Here is a 19,653-nt window from a genome sequence, read left to right as displayed (position 1 = left end):
ACCGGCTGACAGCCCCGCGCCTGCCTGTCAGCCCGGGTGCTGCGCGGTCAGGGCTTCCCGGGCTTCGGCTCGTCCCATGGCGGCGCCCTTGGCGTACGCGGCCGCGAAGCCGTCCGGCCCGAGGACGGCGCTGGCGCGGGCGGCGGTGGCGGCCACGTCGGGGTCGCCCGCGACGGCGATCCCCCGGAGCGCCGCCCCCACCCCGAGCAGCAGCCCCGCCCGCGCGGCGTCCTCGGCCGTGGTTTGCTGGGCCGTGGTTTCCTGGGCCGTGTTTTCCTGGGCGGGGAGCAGGGCGTGGCCGGCCAGGCCCTCGGCGACGGCGGCGAGGTCGGCGGTCATCGGGGAGCCGAGCGCGGCGGCCAGCGCCTCGCCGTGCCTGCGCGCCGCCTCCGCCGCGTCCCCCCGCGCCTCCGCGAGCCGCGCGAGCGCCGTCAGCACCTGCGACCTGATCCCGGACGCGGTGAAGGCCCAGCTCCCCTGCACGATCTCCAGCGCGGCGTCCAGCCGTTCGGCCACCTCGCCGACCCACGCCACCCCGTCCTCCTTCGGCGGGAGGTGGGTGTGCTCGATGCGGGTGATCTCGGCGACGACCAGGTGGATCGTGGCCATCAGGGCGGGCCGGCCCGTACGGCGGGTCAGCTCCGCCGCGCGTTCGCAGTCGGCGCGCGCGCCCCCCGGGTCGTCCGCGCGGCAGCGGGCCTCGGCGCGCCGGCAGAGGACGTCCACCAGCTCCTCCGCCGCGCCGAGTTCCTCCAGCAGCCCCACCGCGTCCTGCCAGAGGTGCATGGCCCGCGCCCGGTCGCCGCGCCAGCTCGTGATCAGCGCCAGCCAGTCGAGCGCCTGCGCCTTCCCCCAGCGCTCGCCCACCGCGCCGAAGTCGGTCAGCACGCTCTCCAGCTCCCGCTCGGCGGCCCCGATCCTGCCCCGCAGCACCAGGATGAGCGCCTCGCTCAGCCGGCCCAGCGCCCGGCTCCACGGGTCGGCGGAGAGGAGCGGCGGCCAGTGCTCGCCGCCGTCGTCGTCCGGCGGCCCGGCGACCATGCCCCACAGCGCGGGCCCCAACCGGCAGCGCATCGGCCGCCCGAGCGACCCGGCGGCGGCCCGCGCGCGTTCCCAGTGCGGCGATCCGGCGTCGGGCACGGCGTGCAGCACGGTGAGCACGTACTCCTCGGCCAGCTCGGCGGGCGGCTCGGCCCCCAGCGTGTCGAGCAGGCGGGTCGCGGGCGCGATGGCCTGCCCGCGCCGCCCGCTCAGCCACCAGTACATGGCCAGCGCCGCCACCAGCCGCGCCGCCGTCGCCGGGTCGTGCTCCACGCTCCAGCGCAGCGCCGCCCGCAGGTTCGCGTCGTCGGCCGACAGCCGGGCCAGCCAGTCGAGCTGTTCGGCCCGGTAGAGGTGGTCGTCGGCGCGCCGGGCCAGCTCCAGGAACCAGGCGGCGTGGGCGCGGCGCAGCCGTTCCTCCTCGCCCGCCTCGGCCAGCCGGCCGGCGCAGAACAGCCGGATCGTCTCCAGCATCTGGTAGCGCTCGCCGTCGGTCTCCACGAACGACTTGTCCACCAGGCCGGCCAGCGGCTCGGCGGCGTCCGCCCCGCAGACGGCCTCGACCGCCTCCAGCCGCGCGCCGCCCGCGAACACCGCGAACCGCCTGGCCAGCTCCTGCTCCTCCTCGGCGAGCAGGCTCCAGCTCCACTCGACGACCCCGTGCAGCGTACGGTGGCGGGCCGCGGCGGTGCGGTCGCCGCGCGACAGGAGCGCGAAGCGGCCGTGCTCGGCCAGGCGGGCGGCGATCTCGGCGACGCCGAACGTACGCGTCCGGGCCGCCGCCAGCTCGATCGCCAGCGGCAGGCCGTCGAGCGCGGCGCAGATCCCGCGTACCGCGTCGAGGTTGTCAGGGCCGAGCGCGAACCCCTGGCGGACGGCCGAGGCCCGGTCGGCGAACAGCCGGACGGCGAGCGGATCGGGCAGCGGGGCGAGCGGGACGAGGTGCTCGCCGGTGATGTTCAGCGGCTCCCTGCTGGTGGCGAGGACGGTCAGGCGGGGGCAGGAAGTGAGCAGCCGGCGGGCCAGCGCGGCGGCCCCGGCGACGACGTGCTCGCAGTTGTCGAGGACGAGGGTCAGCTCCTGCTCCGACAGCGCGGCCACCACGCGCCCGGCGGCGTCGCCCGCCCCTCCGGCCTCGGGGGCGCGCAGCGCGGGCTCGCGCAGGCCGAGCGCCCCGAGCACGGCCGCCGCCACCTGCCCGCCGGAGTCGCCGTCCACGAGAGAAAGGTCCACGAAGCAGACCTCCCGCCGCCCGTCCGTGGTGGCCTCGACGGCGAGGCGGGTCTTGCCGGTGCCGCCGGGGCCGACGATCGTCACCAGCCGGGCCTCCGCCAGGGAGCGGATCCTGGCCAGCTCGTCCTCGCGCCCCACGAAGCTGGTGAACGGCGTCGGCGGCCGGGTCCGCGCCACCGCGGCAGGACCGGCGGCGGAGCCGCGCAGGATCTCCAGGTGCAGGGCGGCCAGCTCGGCCGACGGGTCCGCGCCGAGCTCGTCGGCGAGCAGCCGCCGCGTCTCGTCGTACACGGCCAGGGCCTCGGCCTGCCGTCCGGCGGCGTGCAGGGCGCGCATGAGCAGCCCGCGCGCCCGTTCGCGCAGCGGGTGGGCGGCCACCAGCTCCCGCAGCGCCCCCACCGGGCTGGCCTCGGGCAGCGCCAGCTCGGCGGCCAGCAGGTCCTCCCGCGCCGACAGGCGCAGCTCCTCCAGCCGCCGCGCCTGCGCGGCGGCGAGCGGCGCGTCGAGGACGTCGGCAAGCGCCGGGCCCCGCCACAGCTCCAGGGCGTCCCCGAGGACGGCCGCCGCCTGCGCGGACAGCCCGGCGGCGAGCAGCCGCCGCCCCTCGCGGGCGAGGCGTTCGAAGCGGTGGGCGTCGACGTCCTCCCGCTCGACGGCCAGCCGGTAGCCGGCGCCGTGGAACTCGATCAGCCGGTCGGGCAGGGCCCGCCGCAGGCGGGAGACCTGGGCCTGGACGGCGTTGGCGGCGCCGGCGGGCGGGTCGTCGCCGTACTGGCCGTCGATGAGGCGTTCGACGCTCACCGTGCGGCCGGCGTCGAGGAGCAGCAGGGCGAGCAGGGCACGCGGGCGCAGGCCGCCGACGGCGACCTCCCGGCCGTCTGCCGCGCGGACCGTGAGCGGGCCCAGGATGCCGAACTGCACGTCCCGATTGTCGCGCATGCGAGGGTCAGGCTGGCGGGGCCGCCGTGGCGCGGCGCACCCAGGCGGCCGGCCAGATCGTGCCGAGGGCCGCGTACACGGTGAGCAGCGCGAGCGTCGGCACGCCGGCCGCCGCCGCGACGACGGCGGCTGCCGCCAGCAGGAACGTCCAGACGTACAGGGTGGCGCGGCCGTTCGGCGCGCCCGTGTGCGCCGCCTCCTGCACCGGCGTGACCAGGGCCATGACCGCCGCGCCCGCCATGCCCACCGCCTCCGCGCCCAGGGCGACGCCGAGCGCGAGCGTCGCGACGCCGGCGGCCAGCAGCGCGCAGCAGAGACCCGCGACCCGGCCCTCCGCCCCCTCGAACAGCAGCCGGGTCGCCCGCGCGCGAGCCAGCCGCAGCACCGTCACCGCCTCGAAGACCCAGGCCACCCAGTGCATCAGGGCGATGAGCACGAACACCGCGATCAGCGGCGGGACCGCCGGCAGCAGGAGCAGCAGCCGCAGGCCGCCCCGGTGCCGCCGCCGCAGCTCCGACAGCTTGCGCTGCAGCGGGTTGCGCTGCTTCAGCGCCTCGGCCAGCAGGTCCCTGGCCGGGCCGAAACCGGGATCGAGGTGGAGCACCTCGCGGAAGTGCCCGGCCGCGGCCCTCGGATCGCCGAAGGCGAGCGCCGCCCGGCCGGCCGCCAGGTGAGCGGTGGTGCTCTCGGGGTCGATCCGGAGCGCGTACGCGGCCGTCGTGCGGGCCGGCTCGGCCTCGCCGAGACAGGTGTGCGCGATCGACAGCAGCGAGGCCAGATCCGCGTCCTCGGGATCGACGGCCAGCCCGCCGCGGGCCGCGTCCGCCATCTGCCGCCACCGGCCCGCGGCCGAGTGGGCGCGGGCCAGCAGCTCCCACACCGCCGCCTGCTCGGGGGCGTGCGCGAGCGCCGTCTCCCCGGCCCGCACCGCGTCGTCGGGCCGGCCCGAGCGGTAGTGGACCTGGCCGGCGACGTAGTGCGGGAACCAGTGGCCGGGAGCCAGCCTGACGCCCTCGCGCGCCTCCTCGGCGGCCTCCCCGGCCTTGCCCTGGCCGATGAGGGCGAGGGCCAGCAGGCAGTGGGCGGTCTCCTGCTCGGGCTCGGCGGCGAGGACGCCGCGCAGCTCCCGCTCGGCGTCGGCGGGGCGGCTCAGCCTCAGCAGCGTCCGCGCCCGCTCCAGGGACTCGCCGACTTTCACCATTTGCCCTTGACCCAGGGCAGCAGGTCGTCCCAGGCGCCGGACTCGTTGGAGTGCAGGACGTAGTTGCGGGCCGTCGCCATCCACTCCCGTACGGCGGTGGGGCGGGCGGCCTTGGCGGCGGCCAGCAGGTCCATGGTGGTCATCGGGATCGGGTGGCCGGCCCGCATCGACTCGTGCAGCTTCACCTCCACCGCCCGGTCCACCACGCCCTTCAGATCCGCGCCCACCATGTGCTCGGTGGCCCGCGCCACCGCGTCGAAGTCCAGGTCCGCCACCGGCTTGTCGCGGCAGAGGATGCGCAGGATGGCGGCGCGGGCGCCCGCGTCCGGCGGCGGCACGAACACGAGCTGGTCGAAGCGGCCGGGGCGGCGGAAGGCCACGTCGATGTACCAGGGGGCGTTCGTGGCGGCGAGGACGAGCACGCCGTCGTTGGCGTTCTGGTCCACGCCGTCCAGCTCGGCGAGGAACTGGTTGACGATCTGCCGATTGTGGGTGTTGCGGGCGTCGGAGCGGCGGGCGGCGAGGGCGTCCACCTCGTCGAAGAACAGCACGCACGGGCGGTTGCGGCGGGCCAGGTCGAACGTGGCGCGCAGGTTGCGCTCGCTGGAGCCGATGTACATGTCCAGGATGTCGGCCAGGCCGACGCTGATGAACGCCGCCCCCAGCTCGCCGGCCGCCGCCCTGGCCAGGTGGGTCTTGCCCGCGCCCGGCGGGCCGTACAGCAGGACGCCGCCGCCGGCGCGCTTTCCGTAGGCGGCGAAGAGCTCGGGCTGCTGGAGGGGGAGGAGGAGCTTGACGCGCAGGGACTCCTTGACGGCATCCATCCCGGCCACGTCGGCGAACGTCGTCCGCGCCCGCTCCACCTCCGCCGGCCCGTCCCCCGGCCCTGCGGCTGTCGCCGGGTACCCGCCGCCCGCCCCCGCCCCAAGGGAGGAGGCGGGCGGTCCTGCGGGGGAGGGGGCGGGCGGGGGCGCAGGGGCCGGAGACGGGGTGGGGGCGGGCGGGGGTGCAGGGGCCGGGGCCGGGGTGGGTGCGGGCGGGGGTGCAGGGGCCGGGGCCGGGGTGGGTGCGGCGGGGAGGGCGAGGGCGGTGGCGACCTCCGGGTCGGCGGAGGACGGGTCACGGGTGACGGCGTCGTAGTAGCGGTAGGCGGCGCGGCCGAAGTCGCCCTCGCCGAGCAGGGCGCGGGCCGCGACGACGCCGAGGCGCGGCGGGTAGCCGGGCGTCGCGAGGAACGGCTCCAGCGCCGCCAGCGCCTCGCCGTACGAGCCCCGCCGTACGAACGTCTCCGCCAGCGAAGCCGTCACGTCCGGGTCCCGGGGAGCGAGCATGAGCGCGGCCCGGAGCTCCGTCTCGGCATCGGCGAGGTGCCCCTTGGCCAGCAGTTGCTCGCCGAGGTGCCGCCGGAGCGGGAGGTTGTCCGGGGACAGGCGCGCCGCCTCCCGGAGCGCCTGGAGGCCGGCGTCTTCGAGCACAGTCCCGGTCCCTTCTGTCGCAGAACATCACTTCTGTACGGGACTAGGCAGGCTATCGAAGTCGATCGGAGCGGCGTGTCCGCTTCCCGCGAGCCTGAGGAAAACCACAGGTAGATCCGGGCATCCGCATCATTCCGGCGGCAGGGGCCCAGTCCGTAGCGTCCCCGGACATGATCGGAAAGTTGATCGACGTCCCACGCCGGGCCGTGGCGGGCCTCGGCGCGGCACTGGTGCTGGCGTGCGCCGTCCTGCTGGCCGCGATGACCGACAGCACGATGCAGCCACTGCCCGCCTCCGCCGCGTCCGGCGAGTTCAGCGCCGCGCGGGCCCGTACCCATCTGGAGCGCTTCGCCACCGAGCCGCGCCCCATCGGCGGCGCGGCGGCCGAACGGGCCAGGACCTACCTGGTGGCCCAGTTGCGCGCGGCCGGGCTTGATGTCGAGGTGCAGCGGGCCGTGGGCGCGAACGCCTCCACCGGGCTCGCCTCGTTCGGGCTGGTGCACAACATCGTCGCCACCCGGCGTGGCCACGACCCGACGGGCACGGTCGTGGTCGCCGCCCACTACGACTCGGCGGCGATGGGCCCCGGGGTCTCCGACGACGCCGCCGCCGTGGCCGCCATGCTGGAGACCGTACGGGCGCTCGGCGACGCGCCGCTCCGCAACGACCTCGTGCTGCTCATGACCGACGGCGAGGAGGACGGCGTGCTCGGCGCCGAGGCGTTCGTCAGGGAGCACCCGCTCGGCCGGGCCGGAGGCGTGCTGCTGAACTGGGAGGCGAGAGGCGTCTCAGGACCGTCGCTGATGTTCGAGACCTCGCGGGGCAGCGCCGGGCTGGTGGAGGCGTACGCCGCCGCCGCGCCACGCCCGCGCGGCGACTCCACGATGGCGGCGGTGTACCGGTTGCTGCCCAACAACACCGACTTCACCCCGCTCACGGCGGCCGGCTTCGCGGGGCTGAACTTCGCCTACATCCAGCGCTCCTCGCACTACCACACGGCCGGCGACTCCCTCGCCAACCTGGACCAGGGCAGCCTGCAGCACCACGGCTCCACCATGCTGGCGCTGACCCGCGCGCTCGGCGCGGCCGACCTGCCCGCGTTGCGCACCGACCACGACGCCACCTACTTCCGTCTCTTCGGCGTCCTGATCACCTATCCGGACGCGCTGGTGTGGCCGCTCGCGGGGCTCGCCGCCGCGGCCGTCGCGGGGCTCGCGGTCGTGGCCCGGCGCAGGCGGCTGCTCAGCGTGCCGCGGCTGGTCGTGGCGGCGGTGTCGGGGCTCGTGCCGCTCGTGGTGTCCGCGCTGCTGGCCCAAGGGTTGTGGGAGCTGCTGGTGGCCTGGCGGCCCGCGTACGACGGGATGGGCGGGCTGCTGCACCGGCCGGACGCCTTCCGCGCGGCCGTGGTGGCGCAGACCGCGCTCGTGGTGCTCGGCTGGTACCTGCTCCTGCGACGGCGGCTGGGCCCGGCCGCGCTCGCGGTCGGCGGACTCGCCTGGGCGGCGGCGTTCGGCGTGCTGTGCGCCGCCGTCGCGCCTGGGGCGTCGTTCGTGTTCGCGCTGCCCGCGCTGTGCTGCGCCGTCGGCGGTCTCGTGGCGCTTTCGGTGGGTCGGCCGCTCGTCGCGGCGGCGGCGCTGACGCTCGGCGCGGTGCCGGCCGCGATGCTGCTGTCCGGGCTGGCCAAGAACGTCTTCGACGGGATGGGGCTGGCGCTCGGCGGCGCGGCGGCGCTGGTGACGGCGCTGCTCGGACTCCTGCTCCTGCCCGTCGCCGAGCTGTGCCTGCCCGGACCGAGCGCCCGCGCACGGGCTCGGGGGCTGGGCCTGCCCGAGGGTGATGCCCGCGCCCGGGGGCTGGGCCTCCCCGAGGCTGATGCTCGTGCCCACGGGCTGGGTCGGCCCGAGGCTGATGCGCGTGCCCGAGGGCTGGGCCGGCCCGAGGCGGGCGGGCGTGCCGGGGGACCGGCCGGGGCGCCGGTGGGCGCTCTCGGTCTCGCGCTCGTCGCCTTGCTCGTTCCCGTGCTGGTCGCCGCCGGTCTGGCCGGTGACCGGTTAGACGCCCGCCACCCCGCCCGCACCCACCTGGCGTACGTCATGGACGCCGGCACCGGCGCCGCGCGCTGGGTCAGCGCCGACCCGGAGCCGCCGGCCTGGACCAGGAGGTACGTCACCGGCCGCGACCGCACGCCGCTGCCCCCCGGCTACGCGCGCGGCACCACGCTGTGGACCGGCCCCGCCCCCACCCTGGACCGGGCCGCAGGGCCCCGCCTGACCGTGCTGCGCCGCGACGGCGACCGCGTCGAGCTGCGCGTGGGCGCGGGCCGGGCCGCCCGTTCGCTCACGCTCAGGATCGAGCGCCCGATCACCGAGGCGACGGCGGTCACCGCCGGGACGGCCCCGGTGACCGTACGCGTCGCCGGGACGCGGGCCAACACCTGGCCGGGCGAGGTCCGCTTCCGCGGCCTGCCGGACGCGGGGGCCCGGATCACCCTGCGCGTCCAGGGCGCCGACAAGGTACGGATCACCGCGATCGCCGAGACGGACGGCCTGGCCGCCGTGCCCGGCTTCGTGCCCAGGCCACCGGAGCTGGTGGCGGCCACCCGGGAGGACGGCGAGCTGATCGCGATCACCCGTACCTACACTGTCTGACCGGTCAGGAGCAGGCGGCGTTCTGCGGGGCGCCCGCCGGCCCGTTGGCGGTGAAGCCGACCACCACGGACGCGCCGGGCGCGAGCGTACGGGCGTAGTCGGGCCCCTTCGCCGTCCACGTCGTGCCGGACTGGGTGACGACCGCGTTCCATCCGTTGACCAGCGTGACGCCCGACGGGTACGTCCAGGTGGCGCTCCAGCCGTTGATGGGCGAGGAGCCGGTGTTCTTGACGGTGACCTCGCCCTGGAAGCCGCCCTGCCAGGAGTTCACCTGCCGGTAGGCGACGGTGCACTCGCCGGGCGGCACCTCGGTCGGCGTGCCCGACGGCGAGCTCGTGGGGCCGCCGACCGGCGGGATCAGGTACGGCTGCAGGATGTCCTGCTTGGCCTGGTTGATGGTGGTCCAGTCGTCGTTGACGATGCCACCGGTGTCACCGGAGTTCGGGTTCCACGACCAGTACGTGAACGACATCCCGTTGACCCCGGTGCCCATGTACTTCATGAGCTCCTGGAGCCAGATCTTGTCGACGTTCGAGGCCAGCGTGGTGCCGAACTCGCCCAGCATGATCGGTGCGATGTTCTGCTTGTAGAGGTAGCCCCAGTACTTGTCCCAGATGGCGGGCATGTTCGCCGGGTAGGCGGGGTCGTCGAACCAGCTCTGGTGGTAGACCGAGGTGGCGTACTCGTGGGGGGAGTAGACCAGGCGGTTGGCCACGTTCAGCCGCACCGGGAACTGGCCGGCCTTGGACAGGTTGCCGCCCCACCAGCCGCAGTCCTCGTCGTTGCTCGGGTCGCCGTCCCAGATGTTGGGCTCGCCGCCGCTCGGGCAGCTGACGCCCTCGACGAAGATCAGCCAGTTGGGGTTGACGGACAGGACGGCGTTCCCCGCCCGCTCGGCGGCGAGCCGCCAGTCGCGGGACTGGTCGCCGCAGCCCCAGCAGGCGCCGGTGGCGTTCGGGTTGGTGCCCTGCGCGTGCGGCTCGTTGTGCAGGTCGGCGCCGATGACCGTGGGGTTGCCCGCGTAGTGCTGGGCGAGGGCCTTCCAGTCGTTGATCCAGGTGGTCTCCGGGGTGGCGGGGACGTACCAGAGGGGCGACTGGCCGGCCGAGGTCGGGCGGTGGCGGTCGAGGATGATCCGCATGCCCTTGGTGCCCGCGTAGTCGACGACCTTGTCCAGGATCTGCATCGGCGACAGGCCGACCAGGTCGGGGTTGACGTAGTCGTTGACGCCGGTGGCCGCGGCCCCGGGCTTCAGCGCGTCGTTCGAGTACGGCACCCGCAGCGTGTTGTAGCCGAGCCGGGCCATCAGGTCGATCTGGCTCTTCCACGGATTGCTCGACCACAGGCCGTGGAAGGTCTTGTTGTCGGTCTCCATCCCGAACCAGTTGATGCCGGTCAGGCGCACGGTCGCGCCCGTACTGTCGACGATCTTGTTGCCGCTGGTGCGGAGGTAGCCGGTGCCGGTGCCGGCGGCCGCTCCGGCGGGAGCGGCCGTGGTCAGCGCGACCGTCACCGCCGCGCCCGCCACGAGCGCGGCCAGGGCGGACGTCGCCACCTTGGACAAGTGCATGGGGGTGCCCTTTCGAGGAGGGGAACGCGGCCGTCATGCTCGCCACCGTCCTCGCCGACCGTCAATGCGCATGCCCGCGACACCCGCCCTGACCTGCGCGGAAGCGTGAAACTTTCACCTCGGCGGCGACGGCGTCACCGGCCGGCGTGATCATCCCTACCTGCGAGGTCGACCGGCCCCGCAGGGTGCGAGACTGAACGCATGGTGGATGACGAGCATCGCCCCCTGATGCCGAACATGCGGCTGGACGAGCTGCTGTCGGAGCTCCAAGTACGGCTCAACGCCGTGCTCGCCACCCGCGACCGCGTGCACGCCCTGCTGGAGGCGGTCGTGTCCGTGGGCAGCGACCTCGATCTGGAGACCGTGCTGCGCACCATCGTGGAGACCGCGACCAAGCTGGTGGACGCCAGCTTCGGCGCGCTCGGCGTGGTCGGGCAGGAACAGACCCTCGTGCAGTTCATCCCGGTGGGGCTGAGCGACGAGGAGATCGCGGCCATCGAGCACTGGCCCCACGGGCTGGGCCTGCTCGGCCTGCTGATCAAGGACGCCCGGCCGCTGCGGCTGGGCCGGATCTCCGACCACCCCGAGTCCTACGGCTTCCCGCCCGGCCACCCGCCGATGGGCACCTTCCTCGGCGTGCCCATCCGGGTCCGGGACGAGGTGTTCGGCAACCTCTACCTGACGGAGAAGCGCGGCGGCGGCGAGTTCGACGAGGAGGACGAGGCCATCGTGATCGCGCTGGCCACGGCCGCCGGCGTCGCCGTCGAGAACGCCCGGCTCTACGAGGAGTCGCGCCGCCGCGAGGCGTGGCTGGAGGCGTCCACCGAGGTGACCACCCGGCTGCTGTCCGGCGGCGGCACCCGCGAGGTGCTGACCATGGTGGCGGCGCGGGCCCGGCAGATGACCGACGCCGACCTGGCCAGGATCCTGCTGCCCGACCCGGCGGGCGAGCGGCTGCTGGTCGAGTTCGCCGAGGGCACGGCCGAGGACGAGCTGACCGAGATGTCCTACGCGCTCGACGGGACGGCCGCCGGCGAGGTCTTCCGCGAGGGGCGGCCGCTCCACTCGCCCGACCCGCTCGACGCCGACTCCCGGCTGCGCGAGCTCGGCTACGGCCCCGAGCTGCTGCTGCCGCTCGGCGCGGGCGACTCCGTACGCGGCGTGCTGGCCCTCGCCAAGTGCGTCGGCCGCATGCCGTTCAGCGCGGGCGACGTGCGGGCGCTGGAGGCGTTCGGCGGGCAGGCGGCGATCGCGCTGGAGCTGGCCGACACCCGCCGCGACGCCGAACGGCTGAGCCTGCTCGAAGACCGCGACCGCATCGCGAAGGACCTGCACGACGTGGTCATCCAGCGGCTGTTCGCCACGGCCATGACGCTGATGAGCACGGTCCGGCTGGTCGAGCACCCCGAGGCGTCCGGCCGCCTCCAGCACGCGATCGACGAGCTGGACGAGACCATCCGGCAGATCCGCTCGACCATCTTCGCCCTCCAGAACGTCAGGGAGAGCGCGGCCCCGAGCCTGCGCGGCCAGATCGTGGAGCTGGTGGAGGGCGCGCGGGGTCACCTCGGCTTCATGCCAGGGCTGCGCATGGAGGGCCAGCTCGACGCCAGGATCTCCGACGACCTCGCCGAGCAGCTGCTCGCCGTCCTGCGCGAGGCGCTGTCCAACGTGGTCCGGCACGCGAAGGCGACCAGGGCCGACGTGGCGGTAGAGGTGACGGGCGACCTGCTCGCGCTGACGGTCCGCGACAACGGCGTCGGCTTGCCGTCCGGCGGCCGGCGCAGCGGCCTGCGCAATCTGGAGGAACGGGCGACGCGGCTCGGGGGATCGTTCACGGCCGGACCGGGAGAGCAGGGCGGCACCGCGATCAGGTGGAGTGTCCCCCTGTGATCCGGCGTCCGCTAATTTGCTCCAGGCTGACCCGGATGTAGTGGTCGAGCCTGCCCGGCACCCACGGGTCGAGCGGCAGCGCGGCCAGCCGGGCGGTCTCGGCGGGGTCGGTGATCGCGTTGGCGTGCCCGACGACGCTCACCGACCAGCCCGTACGCAGCACGGGGTCGTAGTCGTCCACCTCGAACGCGACCACCGCCCGCCGGGTGGCCGCCGCCAGCTTGGAGCCGACGCCGGTGCGGATGACGATGCCGTCGCCGTCGAGGCAGAACGCGACCGGCTGCACCGCGGGCAGCGCCCGGTCGGTGAAGACGATCCGCCCGATGGGCGTCGAGGCGAGCAGGCGCAGGCACTCCTCGTCGGTGAGCACCTGGAGTCCGGACGAATCGAGTCGCATGCCTGCCAGCATCGCCGCCGGACGGGGCGGACGCTTAGGGACGAAAGTCCCTTCATACCCGCCGTTCCGCCAGGACCCGGACGCGGGGGCTGGGGCTCGGTGGGGGGTGGGGGCCGGTCTGGGGCTGGGGCCTGGGCCGGCTTGGGTCTGGGGCTTGCGGCCGGGCCGGGGCCGTTACGGGCGGCGTTCGGTGCGCAATCGGGCGGACAGGGCGGCGGCCTGGGTGCGGCGTTGCATGTTGAGCTTGGACAGCAGGTTGGAGACGTAGTTCTTGACCGTCTTCTCGGCCAGGAACAGCCGCTCGCCGATCTGCCGGTTGGTCAGCCCCTCGCCGATGAGGTCGAGGATGTGCCGCTCCTGCTCCGACAGCGCCGCGAGCGGGTCCTTCCTGGCCGCCTGCTCGCGCAGCCGCTGCAGCATGGCCGCCGTGGTCTGCGGGTCGAGCAGCGACTGCCCGGAGGCGACCGTGCGCACCGCGCCGACCAGGTCGGAGCCGTGGATCTGCTTGAGCACGTAGCCGGAGGCGCCGGCCATCACGGCGTCGAACAGCGCGTCGTCGTCGGCGAACGACGTCAGCATCAGGCACGCGAGCCCCGGCACCCGCGAGCGCACCTCGCGGCACACGTCGACGCCGTTGCCGTCGGGCAGCCGGACGTCGAGCACCGCGACGTCCGGCTTGAGCGCGGGGATGCGCGCGATCGCGGACTCGGCGGTGCCGGCCTCGCCGATGACCTCGATGTCGTCCTCGGAGTCGAGCAGGGCCGCCACACCTCTGCGCACGACTTCGTGATCGTCGACAAGGAACACGTGAATCATGACTCCACGCTAGCCGCCGACCGGCCCTGTCAGGTAGGGACCTAGGTCCCGGATCGGGAGCCGGGGGTCACCGCCGTGAGCTGGCCCAGCTCCCGCTTGAGTATCTTGCCGGTGGGGCTGGTCGGCAGCTCGGCCACGAACGTGACGTGCCGGGGATACTTGTACGCCGCCACCCGCTCGCGGACGAACCCGCGCAGCTCCTCCCCGCTCACCGGCGCCCGCACCGCGACCACGGCCGCGACCTCCTCGCCCAGCTCCGGGTGCGGCACGCCGAGCACGGCCGCCTGCCGCACCGCCGGGTGCTCGTACAGCACCTCCTCGACCTCGCGCGGGTAGACGGTGTAGCCGCCGCGGATGATGATGTCGCGGCGGCGGCCCACCAGGAAGAAGAAACCGTCGTCGTCCACCCGGCCGAGATCGCCGGTGTGGAACCAGCCGTCGCGCAGCGCCTCGGCGGTGGCGGCCGGGTCGTTCCAGTAGCCCTTCATGACGTTGGGGCCGCGTACCACGATCTCGCCGATCTCGCCGCGGGGCAGCTCGCGGCCGTCCTCGCCGAGGACCTTCATCTCCACGTCCCTGATCGGGCGGCCGATCGAGCCGGGGCGGCGGCCGGGCCCGCCCCGGTTCGCGGCGGCGACGGGCGAGGTCTCGCTCAGCCCGTAGCCCTCGACGATGCGGCAGCCGACGCGGGCCTCGTACGCCCGCAGCACGTCGAGCGGCAGCGCCGCCCCGCCGGAGGTGCACACCCGCAGCATCGACAGGTCGGACACGCCGGGATGGTCGAGCAGCGCGATGAACATGGTCGGCACGCCCTGGAACACCGTCACCCCGTCGCGCCTGATGACCTCCAGCGCCCGGCCCGCCTCGAAGCGGGGCAGCAGCGTCAGCCGCGCGCCCGCGTGCACGGTGGCGTTGAGCGAGCAGGTCTGGCCGTAGGTGTGGTAGAGCGGCAGCGCGCCGAGCACCACGTCGTCCACGCCGAGCGCGTGCATGCGGGCCACGGCCTCGGCGTTGCCGGCCAGGTTGGCGTGGGTGAGCTCGACCCCCTTGGGCCGGCCGGTGGTGCCGGAGGTGTAGTGGAGCACGGCGGTGTCGTCGGCGCGGGTGCGGGCCGGCTCGCGTTCGGGGGGCACGGCCCGCAGCAGCCGGGGCAGCTCGCCGGGCACCACGAAGAAGCAGTCGGCGGCGGTGCCCGCCGTCCCCGCCTCGGCGGTCTCGGCGAAGGCGTGCCAGGCGAGCAGCAGCCGCGCCCCGCAGTCGCCCAGGTAGGCGGCGATCTCGCGGCGCTTCAGCAGCGGGTCCAGCGGGACCGCCACGGCCCCGGCCCGCAGCACCCCGTAGTAGACGACGCCGAACTCGGGCACGTTCGGCAGCATGACGGCGACCCGGTCGCCGCGCTCGATCCCGCGGCGGCGCAGCAGCCCGGCCAGGCGGGCGCTCAGTTCGTCCAGCGCGCCGTAGGTCAGCGCCGCCCCGTCCAGCGTGAGAACCGCTCGGCCGCCGAGCCGCGCGGCGGCGTGGTGGAGCCGGTCAGCGAGGTTCATGGGAGGACCGTACGCCGGCGCGCCGCCGCCCCTCATCGGTCACGGCGGCCAGTCTTTCCCGGCCGTCGTTGGTGGGGACCGCGTCCTGCAGCGCGATCGCGACGAGCAGCTCGACGAGGTCGTTGATGGAGCGCAGGCTGCGCCCGGTCCGCTCCTGGATGCGGCGCATCCGGTACTGCGCGGTGTTGGGGTGGATCTGGAGGCGTTCGGCGGCGGTGCGCAGGTTGAGGTCGGCCGCCGCGAACGCCCGGATCGTCGCGGTCAGCACGCCGCCGCGCGCCCGGTCCTCCTCCAGCAGCGCCGTGATGCGCGGGTCAACCAGGTGGCGGGCGGTGTCGTCGGCCCGCAGCGCCAAATACTGGAACGGGGTGATCCTGGGCAGCGCCGCGACCCCGCCCTCCTCGGGCACGAAGTCCAGCACCGCCCGCGCCTCCTGGTACGCCTGCGGGATCTGCGCAGGCCCGGCCACCGGCGTGCTGATCCCCAGGGCGAGCCTGATGCCCTCGCCGGCGAGGCTCCCGACCACCGCCTGCAGCCGGTCGCACAGCTCCCCGGCCTCCGCGCCGGGCCCGAGCACGGGCACCGCCACGATCTCCGACTGGCGCACGACCGACAGCGTGCGGGCCCCGTTGCCGCCGGTCCTCGCCAGGGCGGCGCACGCCGCGTGCCTGGCCTCGGCGTCCCTGTTGAGCCCGGCGGCCTCCGTGGCGGGGGCCTCGACCAGCATGGCGACCACGACCAGCAGCGGCGTGCGGGCGTCCGGCGCGAGGCCGTGCGCCTGCGCGGCGGCCAGCTCCCTGCCGCGCGTGGGCGTGCCGCCGGCCAGCAGCGTCTCCAGCAGGCCGCGGCTCTCCCGTACGGACTCGGCGGCGGCGTACTGCTGGAACTCCATGTAGGCGTACGCGGCCTGCGTGCTCGCGAAGTCGCAGTAGCGCATCTGGGCGACCGCCAGCGACAGCGCGGCCTCCCGCCCTGCGGGCGTCGGGCCGGCCCGCTCGACCAGCGACTCCCAGAAGACGCGCTGGCCGATCCGGTAGGCGTTGATGTAATCGGCGAGCGGCACCCCGGCGCGGGCGCGGCGCATCGCGGCCCGCCGGACGAAGGCGATGTCGGCCGCCGTCACGGGCCGCTCCTCCAGCAGCACCGCGAGCTTGGCGCGGTAGTGCCGCAGGACCTGGTCGCGTACGTCGGCGTGGAAGTCGCCGCCCTGCGCCGCGTACGTGGGCACCTCGGCCCTGATCGCCGCCCCTCCGGCGTCGGCCAGGTCGTGGACGTTGTCCAGCAGCTCGGTGAGGATCCGCGCGCGCTGCGCGCGGACGGCCTCGGTGCCAGTGAGCGTTTCCGTGCTGAAACGACCGGACATGCCGGGATGATCCATGCCCGTGGCCGGGCGGTCAACGGGTCGTGACCGGGATGAGACCGTCGCTGTGCTCCGCGGACAACATGCCGCGGACATCTTGGGTCACCGTGCCCAATGCGGCCCCTGACGAGCGGATCCTACGCTGAGCCCACGCGTCAGAACAATGTTCTCCAGGAGGCCGGATGCTGGAGGTGCGCGATCTCACCGTCCGCTTCGGCGGCATCACCGCGCTGCACGGCGTGAGCTTCGCGGTGGCGCGCGGCGAGATGGTGGGGCTCATCGGGCCCAACGGCGCCGGCAAGACCACGCTGTTCAACTGCCTGACCCGCCGCTACGAGGCCGACTCCGGCGTCATCGCCTACGAGGGGACGGACCTGCGGGCCGTGGCCCCGCACGCGATCGTACGGCTCGGCATCGCCAGGACCTTCCAGAACCTCGGCCTGTTCCCGCGCATGTCCGTCCGCGACAACGTGCTGGCCGGCGCGCACCACCGGGGCCGCGCCGGTTTCCTGACGGCCGGGATCCGGCTGCCCGGCGTGCGGCGCGAGGAGCGCGAGCTGCGCCGCGACGCCGACGCCGTCCTCGACCGGCTCGGCCTGACCGGGGTGGCCGGGCATCCGGCGAGCGGCCTGCCGTTCGGCACGCTCAAGCGGGTCGAGCTGGCCCGCGCGCTGGTCGCCCGCCCCCGGCTGCTGCTCCTCGACGAGCCGGTCAACGGGCTGAACGCGGCCGAGGTGGCCGAGTTCGCCGGCACCCTCCGCGAGCTCAAGGACGCCTACGACCTCACCGTGGTCGTGGTCGAGCACCACATGGGCTTCGTGATGAGCGTCTGTCGCCGGATCGTCTGCCTGGACTTCGGCCGCAAGATCGCCGAGGGGTCGCCGGCCGAGGTGCAGCGCGATCCCGGCGTCATCGAGGCGTACCTGGGGACGGCCGTATGAGCTTCCTGGTGGTGGAGGGACTGGTCGCCGGCTACGGCGAGGCGCGCGTGCTGCACGGCGTGGACCTCAGCGTGGCCGAGGGCGAGATCTGCGCGATCCTCGGCCCGAACGGCGCGGGCAAGACCACGCTGCTGCGCGCCCTGTCCGGCATGGTCAGGGCGCGGGGCGTGGTCAGGCTCGGCGGGACCTCGCTGACCGGCCGCCCGCCCGACGCGGTGGCCCGGCTGGGCGTGGCGCACGTGCCCGAGGGGCGTGGCACGTTCATGCCGCTGACGGTCGAGGAGAACCTGCGGCTCGGCGCGTTCGTCCGGCGCGGCGGGCGCGGCGTCGAGGAGGACCTCGACCGTGTCTGCTCCTACTTTCCGCCGCTGCGCGACCGGCTCGGGCAGGTCGCGGGCAGCCTCAGCGGCGGCGAGCAGCAGATGCTCGCGCTCGGCAGGGCGCTCATGCTGCGGCCCAAGGTGCTCCTGCTCGACGAGCCGTCGCTGGGCCTCGCGCCGCTGGTCACCCGGGAGCTGTTCCGCATCGTCCAGGCCATCAACCAAGAGGAGCGGACCACCGTGGTCGTCGTGGAGCAGAACGCCCACCTCGCGCTCGGCGTCGCGCGGCAGGCGCACGTCCTGGAGACCGGGCGCATCGTGCTGTCCGGCACGGCCGAGCGGATCAGGGCGGACGAGCAGGTCGCCCAGTCCTACCTCGGATACCGGGTGTAGCCGTGGCCGGGTTCCTGCAGCAGGTCGTGGAAGGGCTCGGGGCGGGCGCGGTCTACGCCAGCCTGGCGCTCGCCCTGGTGCTGATCTACCAGTTCACCGGGATCGTCAACTTCGCCCAGGGCGAGCTGGCCATGTTCTCCGCCTACGTCGCCTGGCAGGCCATGGCGGCGGGGCTGCCGTTCTGGGCGGCGCTGGCGCTCACGCTGGCGGTGTCGTTCGCGGGCGGGATGCTCATCGAGCGGATCGTGATCAGGCCGGTCGAGGGCGCGCCCGAGCTGACCCTGGTGATCGTCACCGTCGGGCTGTTCATCTTCGTCAACGCCGCCGCCGGCTGGATCTGGACGTTCCTCATCAAGGACTTCCCGAACCCGTTCCCGCGCGGCGCGCTGGAGGTCGGCGGGGTGAGCGTCGGCTTCTCGACGCTGGGCGTGCTCGGCGTCGTGGCGCTGGTCATGGGCCTGCTGTACCTGCTCTTCCAGCACACCAAGATCGGGCTCGGCATGCGGGCCGTGGCCGCGAACCCCGACTCGGCCCGCCTGGTCGGCATCCGCGTGGGCCGTACGCTCGCGCTCGGCTGGGGGCTCGCCGCCACGGTCGGCGCGGTGTCCGGCGTGCTGGTCGCGCCGCTGCTGTTCCTGGAGCCCAACATGATGGGCGGCGTCCTCATCTACGCCTTCGCGGCGGCCACGCTCGGCGGGTTCGACAGCCCGGCCGGCGCGGTGGCCGGCGGCGTGATCGTCGGAGTGGCGGAGACGCTGGCCGGCGCGTACGTGCCCGCCATCGGCTCCGACCTCAAGATCGGGGTGCCCCTGACGATCATCCTCGGCGTCCTCCTGGTGCGGCCACGCGGGCTGTTCGGCCGAGCGGTGGTGGAACGCGCATGACCCAGGTCGAGGACGCCGGCGTGGACACCCGCCCCGCGCGCCGCCCCCGATGGACCCCCGCCGTGCGGCGCCGGGCGGCGGCAGTCGCGCTGCTGGCCGCCGCGCTCTACGCGCCGTTCCAGCTCGTCCCCTTCCACGTCTTCCAGCTCACGATGGTCCTGGTGTACGCGGTCGCGCTGCTCGGGCTGAACCTGCTCGTCGGGCACGCCGGGCAGATCTCGCTCGGGCACGGGGCGTTCTTCGCCGTGGGCGCGTACACGGCGGCGGTCCTGACGCACGGGCCCGGCCTGCCGTACCCGCTGACGCTGCCGGCCGCGGCGGTCGTGGCGTTCCTGCTGGGGCTGGCGTTCGGGGTGCCCGCGGTCCGGCTGCGCGGGCTCTACCTGGCGCTCGTCACGCTGGCCATCGCGATCTTCCTGGTGCCGCTGCTCAAGCGGTTCGAGCACGTCACCGGCGGCTCGATGGGGCTGACGCTGCCCAAGCCGGGCCCGCCGGCCTGGAGCGGCCTCGCCGAGGACCAGTGGCTGTACTTCCTCGCCCTCGCGGTCGCCGTGGCCTCGTTCGCGCTGGTGGGCAGCCTGCTGCGGTCGCGGGTGGGGCGGGCGCTGCACGCGCTGCGCGACGACGAGGGCGCGGCCGAGGTCATGGGGGTGCGGCTGTCGGCGTACAAGACGCTGGCCTTCGCGTGGAGCGCGATGTTCGCCGGCGTGGCCGGCTGCGTCTACACGTGGGTGATCGGGTTCGTCTCGCCCGACTCGTTCACCGTCAACCTGTCGATCACCCTGCTCGCCGGCCTGGTCGTCGGCGGGCTCGGCTCGACGGCCGGGCCGGTGCTCGGCGCGCTGTTCGTGATGTTCGTCCCCAGCATCGCGCAGGACCTCAACGAGGCCGCGCCGGGCGTCATCTTCGGCCTGCTGATCATCGCGGTGATGTACGTGGCTCCCACGGGCCTCGCCGGGCTGGCCGGCCGCCTGATCAGGAAAATCCCCCGGAAGGAGTAA

General features: G+C 74.7%; 14 protein-coding genes. 6 read left to right on the top strand and 8 right to left on the bottom strand.

Features of this window, described 5'->3' with window-relative positions:
• Window positions 1-27: 27 nt before the first annotated feature.
• Genes ABD292_RS30545 through ABD292_RS30535 form a run of 3 tightly spaced genes read right to left on the bottom strand, consistent with a single transcriptional unit; the run spans window position 28 to window position 5,889 of the window.
• Window positions 28-3,213: an AfsR/SARP family transcriptional regulator gene (locus tag ABD292_RS30545; protein WP_344213345.1), complete on the bottom strand. Its 3,186-nt coding sequence runs from the start codon at window positions 3,211-3,213 to the stop codon at window positions 28-30.
• Window positions 3,214-3,220: 7 nt separating this feature from the next.
• On the bottom strand, window positions 3,221-4,414 hold the full coding sequence (locus ABD292_RS30540) for a tetratricopeptide repeat protein (RefSeq protein ID WP_344213343.1): 1,194 nt from the start codon (window positions 4,412-4,414) through the stop codon (window positions 3,221-3,223).
• Window positions 4,408-5,889 carry an AAA family ATPase gene (locus ABD292_RS30535; RefSeq protein ID WP_344213341.1) on the bottom strand — a complete coding sequence of 494 codons (1,482 nt, stop codon included), beginning with the start codon at window positions 5,887-5,889 and terminating at the stop codon, window positions 4,408-4,410. The genes ABD292_RS30540 and ABD292_RS30535 overlap by 7 nt, the downstream gene beginning before the upstream one ends.
• A gap of 170 nt (window positions 5,890-6,059) precedes the next feature.
• Here ABD292_RS30535 and ABD292_RS30530 point away from each other — a divergent pair, with 170 nt between their 5' ends.
• Window positions 6,060-8,537, top strand: coding sequence for a M28 family peptidase (locus ABD292_RS30530; protein WP_344213339.1), 2,478 nt, complete (start codon window positions 6,060-6,062; stop codon window positions 8,535-8,537).
• A gap of 4 nt (window positions 8,538-8,541) precedes the next feature.
• Here the strand turns inward: ABD292_RS30530 and ABD292_RS30525 are convergent, their stop codons facing one another.
• Window positions 8,542-10,107 (bottom strand): cellulase family glycosylhydrolase, encoded by a 1,566-nt coding sequence (locus ABD292_RS30525; RefSeq protein WP_344213337.1) that lies wholly within the window; start codon window positions 10,105-10,107, stop codon window positions 8,542-8,544.
• Window positions 10,108-10,308: 201 nt separating this feature from the next.
• On the opposite strand from ABD292_RS30525, the gene ABD292_RS30520 reads away from it, so the two are divergent.
• Window positions 10,309-11,997 (top strand): GAF domain-containing sensor histidine kinase, encoded by a 1,689-nt coding sequence (locus ABD292_RS30520; RefSeq protein ID WP_344213335.1) that lies wholly within the window; start codon window positions 10,309-10,311, stop codon window positions 11,995-11,997.
• On the opposite strand, the gene ABD292_RS30515 is transcribed toward ABD292_RS30520, so the two are convergent.
• From ABD292_RS30515 to ABD292_RS30500, 4 genes are all read right to left on the bottom strand, one after another.
• Complete coding sequence (locus ABD292_RS30515; protein ID WP_344213333.1) at window positions 11,975-12,394, bottom strand: pyridoxamine 5'-phosphate oxidase family protein; 420 nt, start codon at window positions 12,392-12,394, stop codon at window positions 11,975-11,977. The two genes, ABD292_RS30520 and ABD292_RS30515, sit on opposite strands and share 23 nt — an antisense overlap.
• 174 nt (window positions 12,395-12,568) lie before the next feature.
• Entirely contained in the window at window positions 12,569-13,210 is a 642-nt protein-coding gene (locus tag ABD292_RS30510) for a response regulator (protein ID WP_344213331.1), read from the bottom strand.
• A 41-nt stretch (window positions 13,211-13,251) separates the two neighbouring features.
• The gene (locus tag ABD292_RS30505) at window positions 13,252-14,754 is read right to left on the bottom strand and encodes a long-chain-fatty-acid--CoA ligase (protein WP_344213329.1); all 1,503 of its coding nucleotides are present in this window, start codon (window positions 14,752-14,754) and stop codon (window positions 13,252-13,254) included.
• Window positions 14,741-16,117 carry a PucR family transcriptional regulator gene (locus ABD292_RS30500; protein ID WP_344213327.1) on the bottom strand — a complete coding sequence of 459 codons (1,377 nt, stop codon included), beginning with the start codon at window positions 16,115-16,117 and terminating at the stop codon, window positions 14,741-14,743. The genes ABD292_RS30505 and ABD292_RS30500 overlap by 14 nt, the downstream gene beginning before the upstream one ends.
• A 179-nt stretch (window positions 16,118-16,296) precedes the next feature.
• On the opposite strand from ABD292_RS30500, the gene ABD292_RS30495 reads away from it, so the two are divergent.
• The 4 genes from ABD292_RS30495 to ABD292_RS30480 are packed head-to-tail and all read left to right on the top strand — an operon-like array spanning window position 16,297 to window position 19,653.
• The gene (locus tag ABD292_RS30495) at window positions 16,297-17,055 is read left to right on the top strand and encodes an ABC transporter ATP-binding protein (RefSeq protein ID WP_344213325.1); all 759 of its coding nucleotides are present in this window, start codon (window positions 16,297-16,299) and stop codon (window positions 17,053-17,055) included.
• The gene (locus ABD292_RS30490) at window positions 17,052-17,768 is read left to right on the top strand and encodes an ABC transporter ATP-binding protein (protein ID WP_344213323.1); all 717 of its coding nucleotides are present in this window, start codon (window positions 17,052-17,054) and stop codon (window positions 17,766-17,768) included. Before ABD292_RS30495 ends, ABD292_RS30490 begins: the two co-directional genes overlap by 4 nt.
• A 2-nt stretch (window positions 17,769-17,770) precedes the next feature.
• Entirely contained in the window at window positions 17,771-18,652 is an 882-nt protein-coding gene (locus tag ABD292_RS30485) for a branched-chain amino acid ABC transporter permease (RefSeq protein ID WP_344213321.1), read from the top strand.
• On the top strand, window positions 18,649-19,653 hold the full coding sequence (locus ABD292_RS30480) for a branched-chain amino acid ABC transporter permease (protein WP_344213319.1): 1,005 nt from the start codon (window positions 18,649-18,651) through the stop codon (window positions 19,651-19,653). Before ABD292_RS30485 ends, ABD292_RS30480 begins: the two co-directional genes overlap by 4 nt.

It is taken from the genome of Nonomuraea bangladeshensis (assembly GCF_039529455.1).
GTDB lineage: Bacteria > Actinomycetota > Actinomycetes > Streptosporangiales > Streptosporangiaceae > Nonomuraea > Nonomuraea bangladeshensis.
This window is presented reverse-complemented; position numbering and strand designations above follow the sequence as displayed.

Excerpts from the sequence above, each read along its gene's own strand:
- ABD292_RS30545 (WP_344213345.1), bottom strand. The coding sequence starts at position 3,213 with ATGCGCGACAATCGGGACGTGCAGTTCGGCATCCTGGGCCCGCTCACG.
- ABD292_RS30540 (WP_344213343.1), bottom strand. The coding sequence starts at position 4,414 with ATGGTGAAAGTCGGCGAGTCCCTGGAGCGGGCGCGGACGCTGCTGAGG.
- ABD292_RS30530 (WP_344213339.1), top strand. The coding sequence starts at position 6,060 with ATGATCGGAAAGTTGATCGACGTCCCACGCCGGGCCGTGGCGGGCCTC.
- ABD292_RS30525 (WP_344213337.1), bottom strand. The coding sequence starts at position 10,107 with ATGCACTTGTCCAAGGTGGCGACGTCCGCCCTGGCCGCGCTCGTGGCG.
- ABD292_RS30520 (WP_344213335.1), top strand. The coding sequence starts at position 10,309 with ATGGTGGATGACGAGCATCGCCCCCTGATGCCGAACATGCGGCTGGAC.
- ABD292_RS30515 (WP_344213333.1), bottom strand. The coding sequence starts at position 12,394 with ATGCGACTCGATTCGTCCGGACTCCAGGTGCTCACCGACGAGGAGTGC.
- ABD292_RS30510 (WP_344213331.1), bottom strand. The coding sequence starts at position 13,210 with ATGATTCACGTGTTCCTTGTCGACGATCACGAAGTCGTGCGCAGAGGT.
- ABD292_RS30505 (WP_344213329.1), bottom strand. The coding sequence starts at position 14,754 with ATGAACCTCGCTGACCGGCTCCACCACGCCGCCGCGCGGCTCGGCGGC.
- ABD292_RS30500 (WP_344213327.1), bottom strand. The coding sequence starts at position 16,117 with ATGTCCGGTCGTTTCAGCACGGAAACGCTCACTGGCACCGAGGCCGTC.
- ABD292_RS30495 (WP_344213325.1), top strand. The coding sequence starts at position 16,297 with ATGCTGGAGGTGCGCGATCTCACCGTCCGCTTCGGCGGCATCACCGCG.
- ABD292_RS30490 (WP_344213323.1), top strand. The coding sequence starts at position 17,052 with ATGAGCTTCCTGGTGGTGGAGGGACTGGTCGCCGGCTACGGCGAGGCG.
- ABD292_RS30480 (WP_344213319.1), top strand. The coding sequence starts at position 18,649 with ATGACCCAGGTCGAGGACGCCGGCGTGGACACCCGCCCCGCGCGCCGC.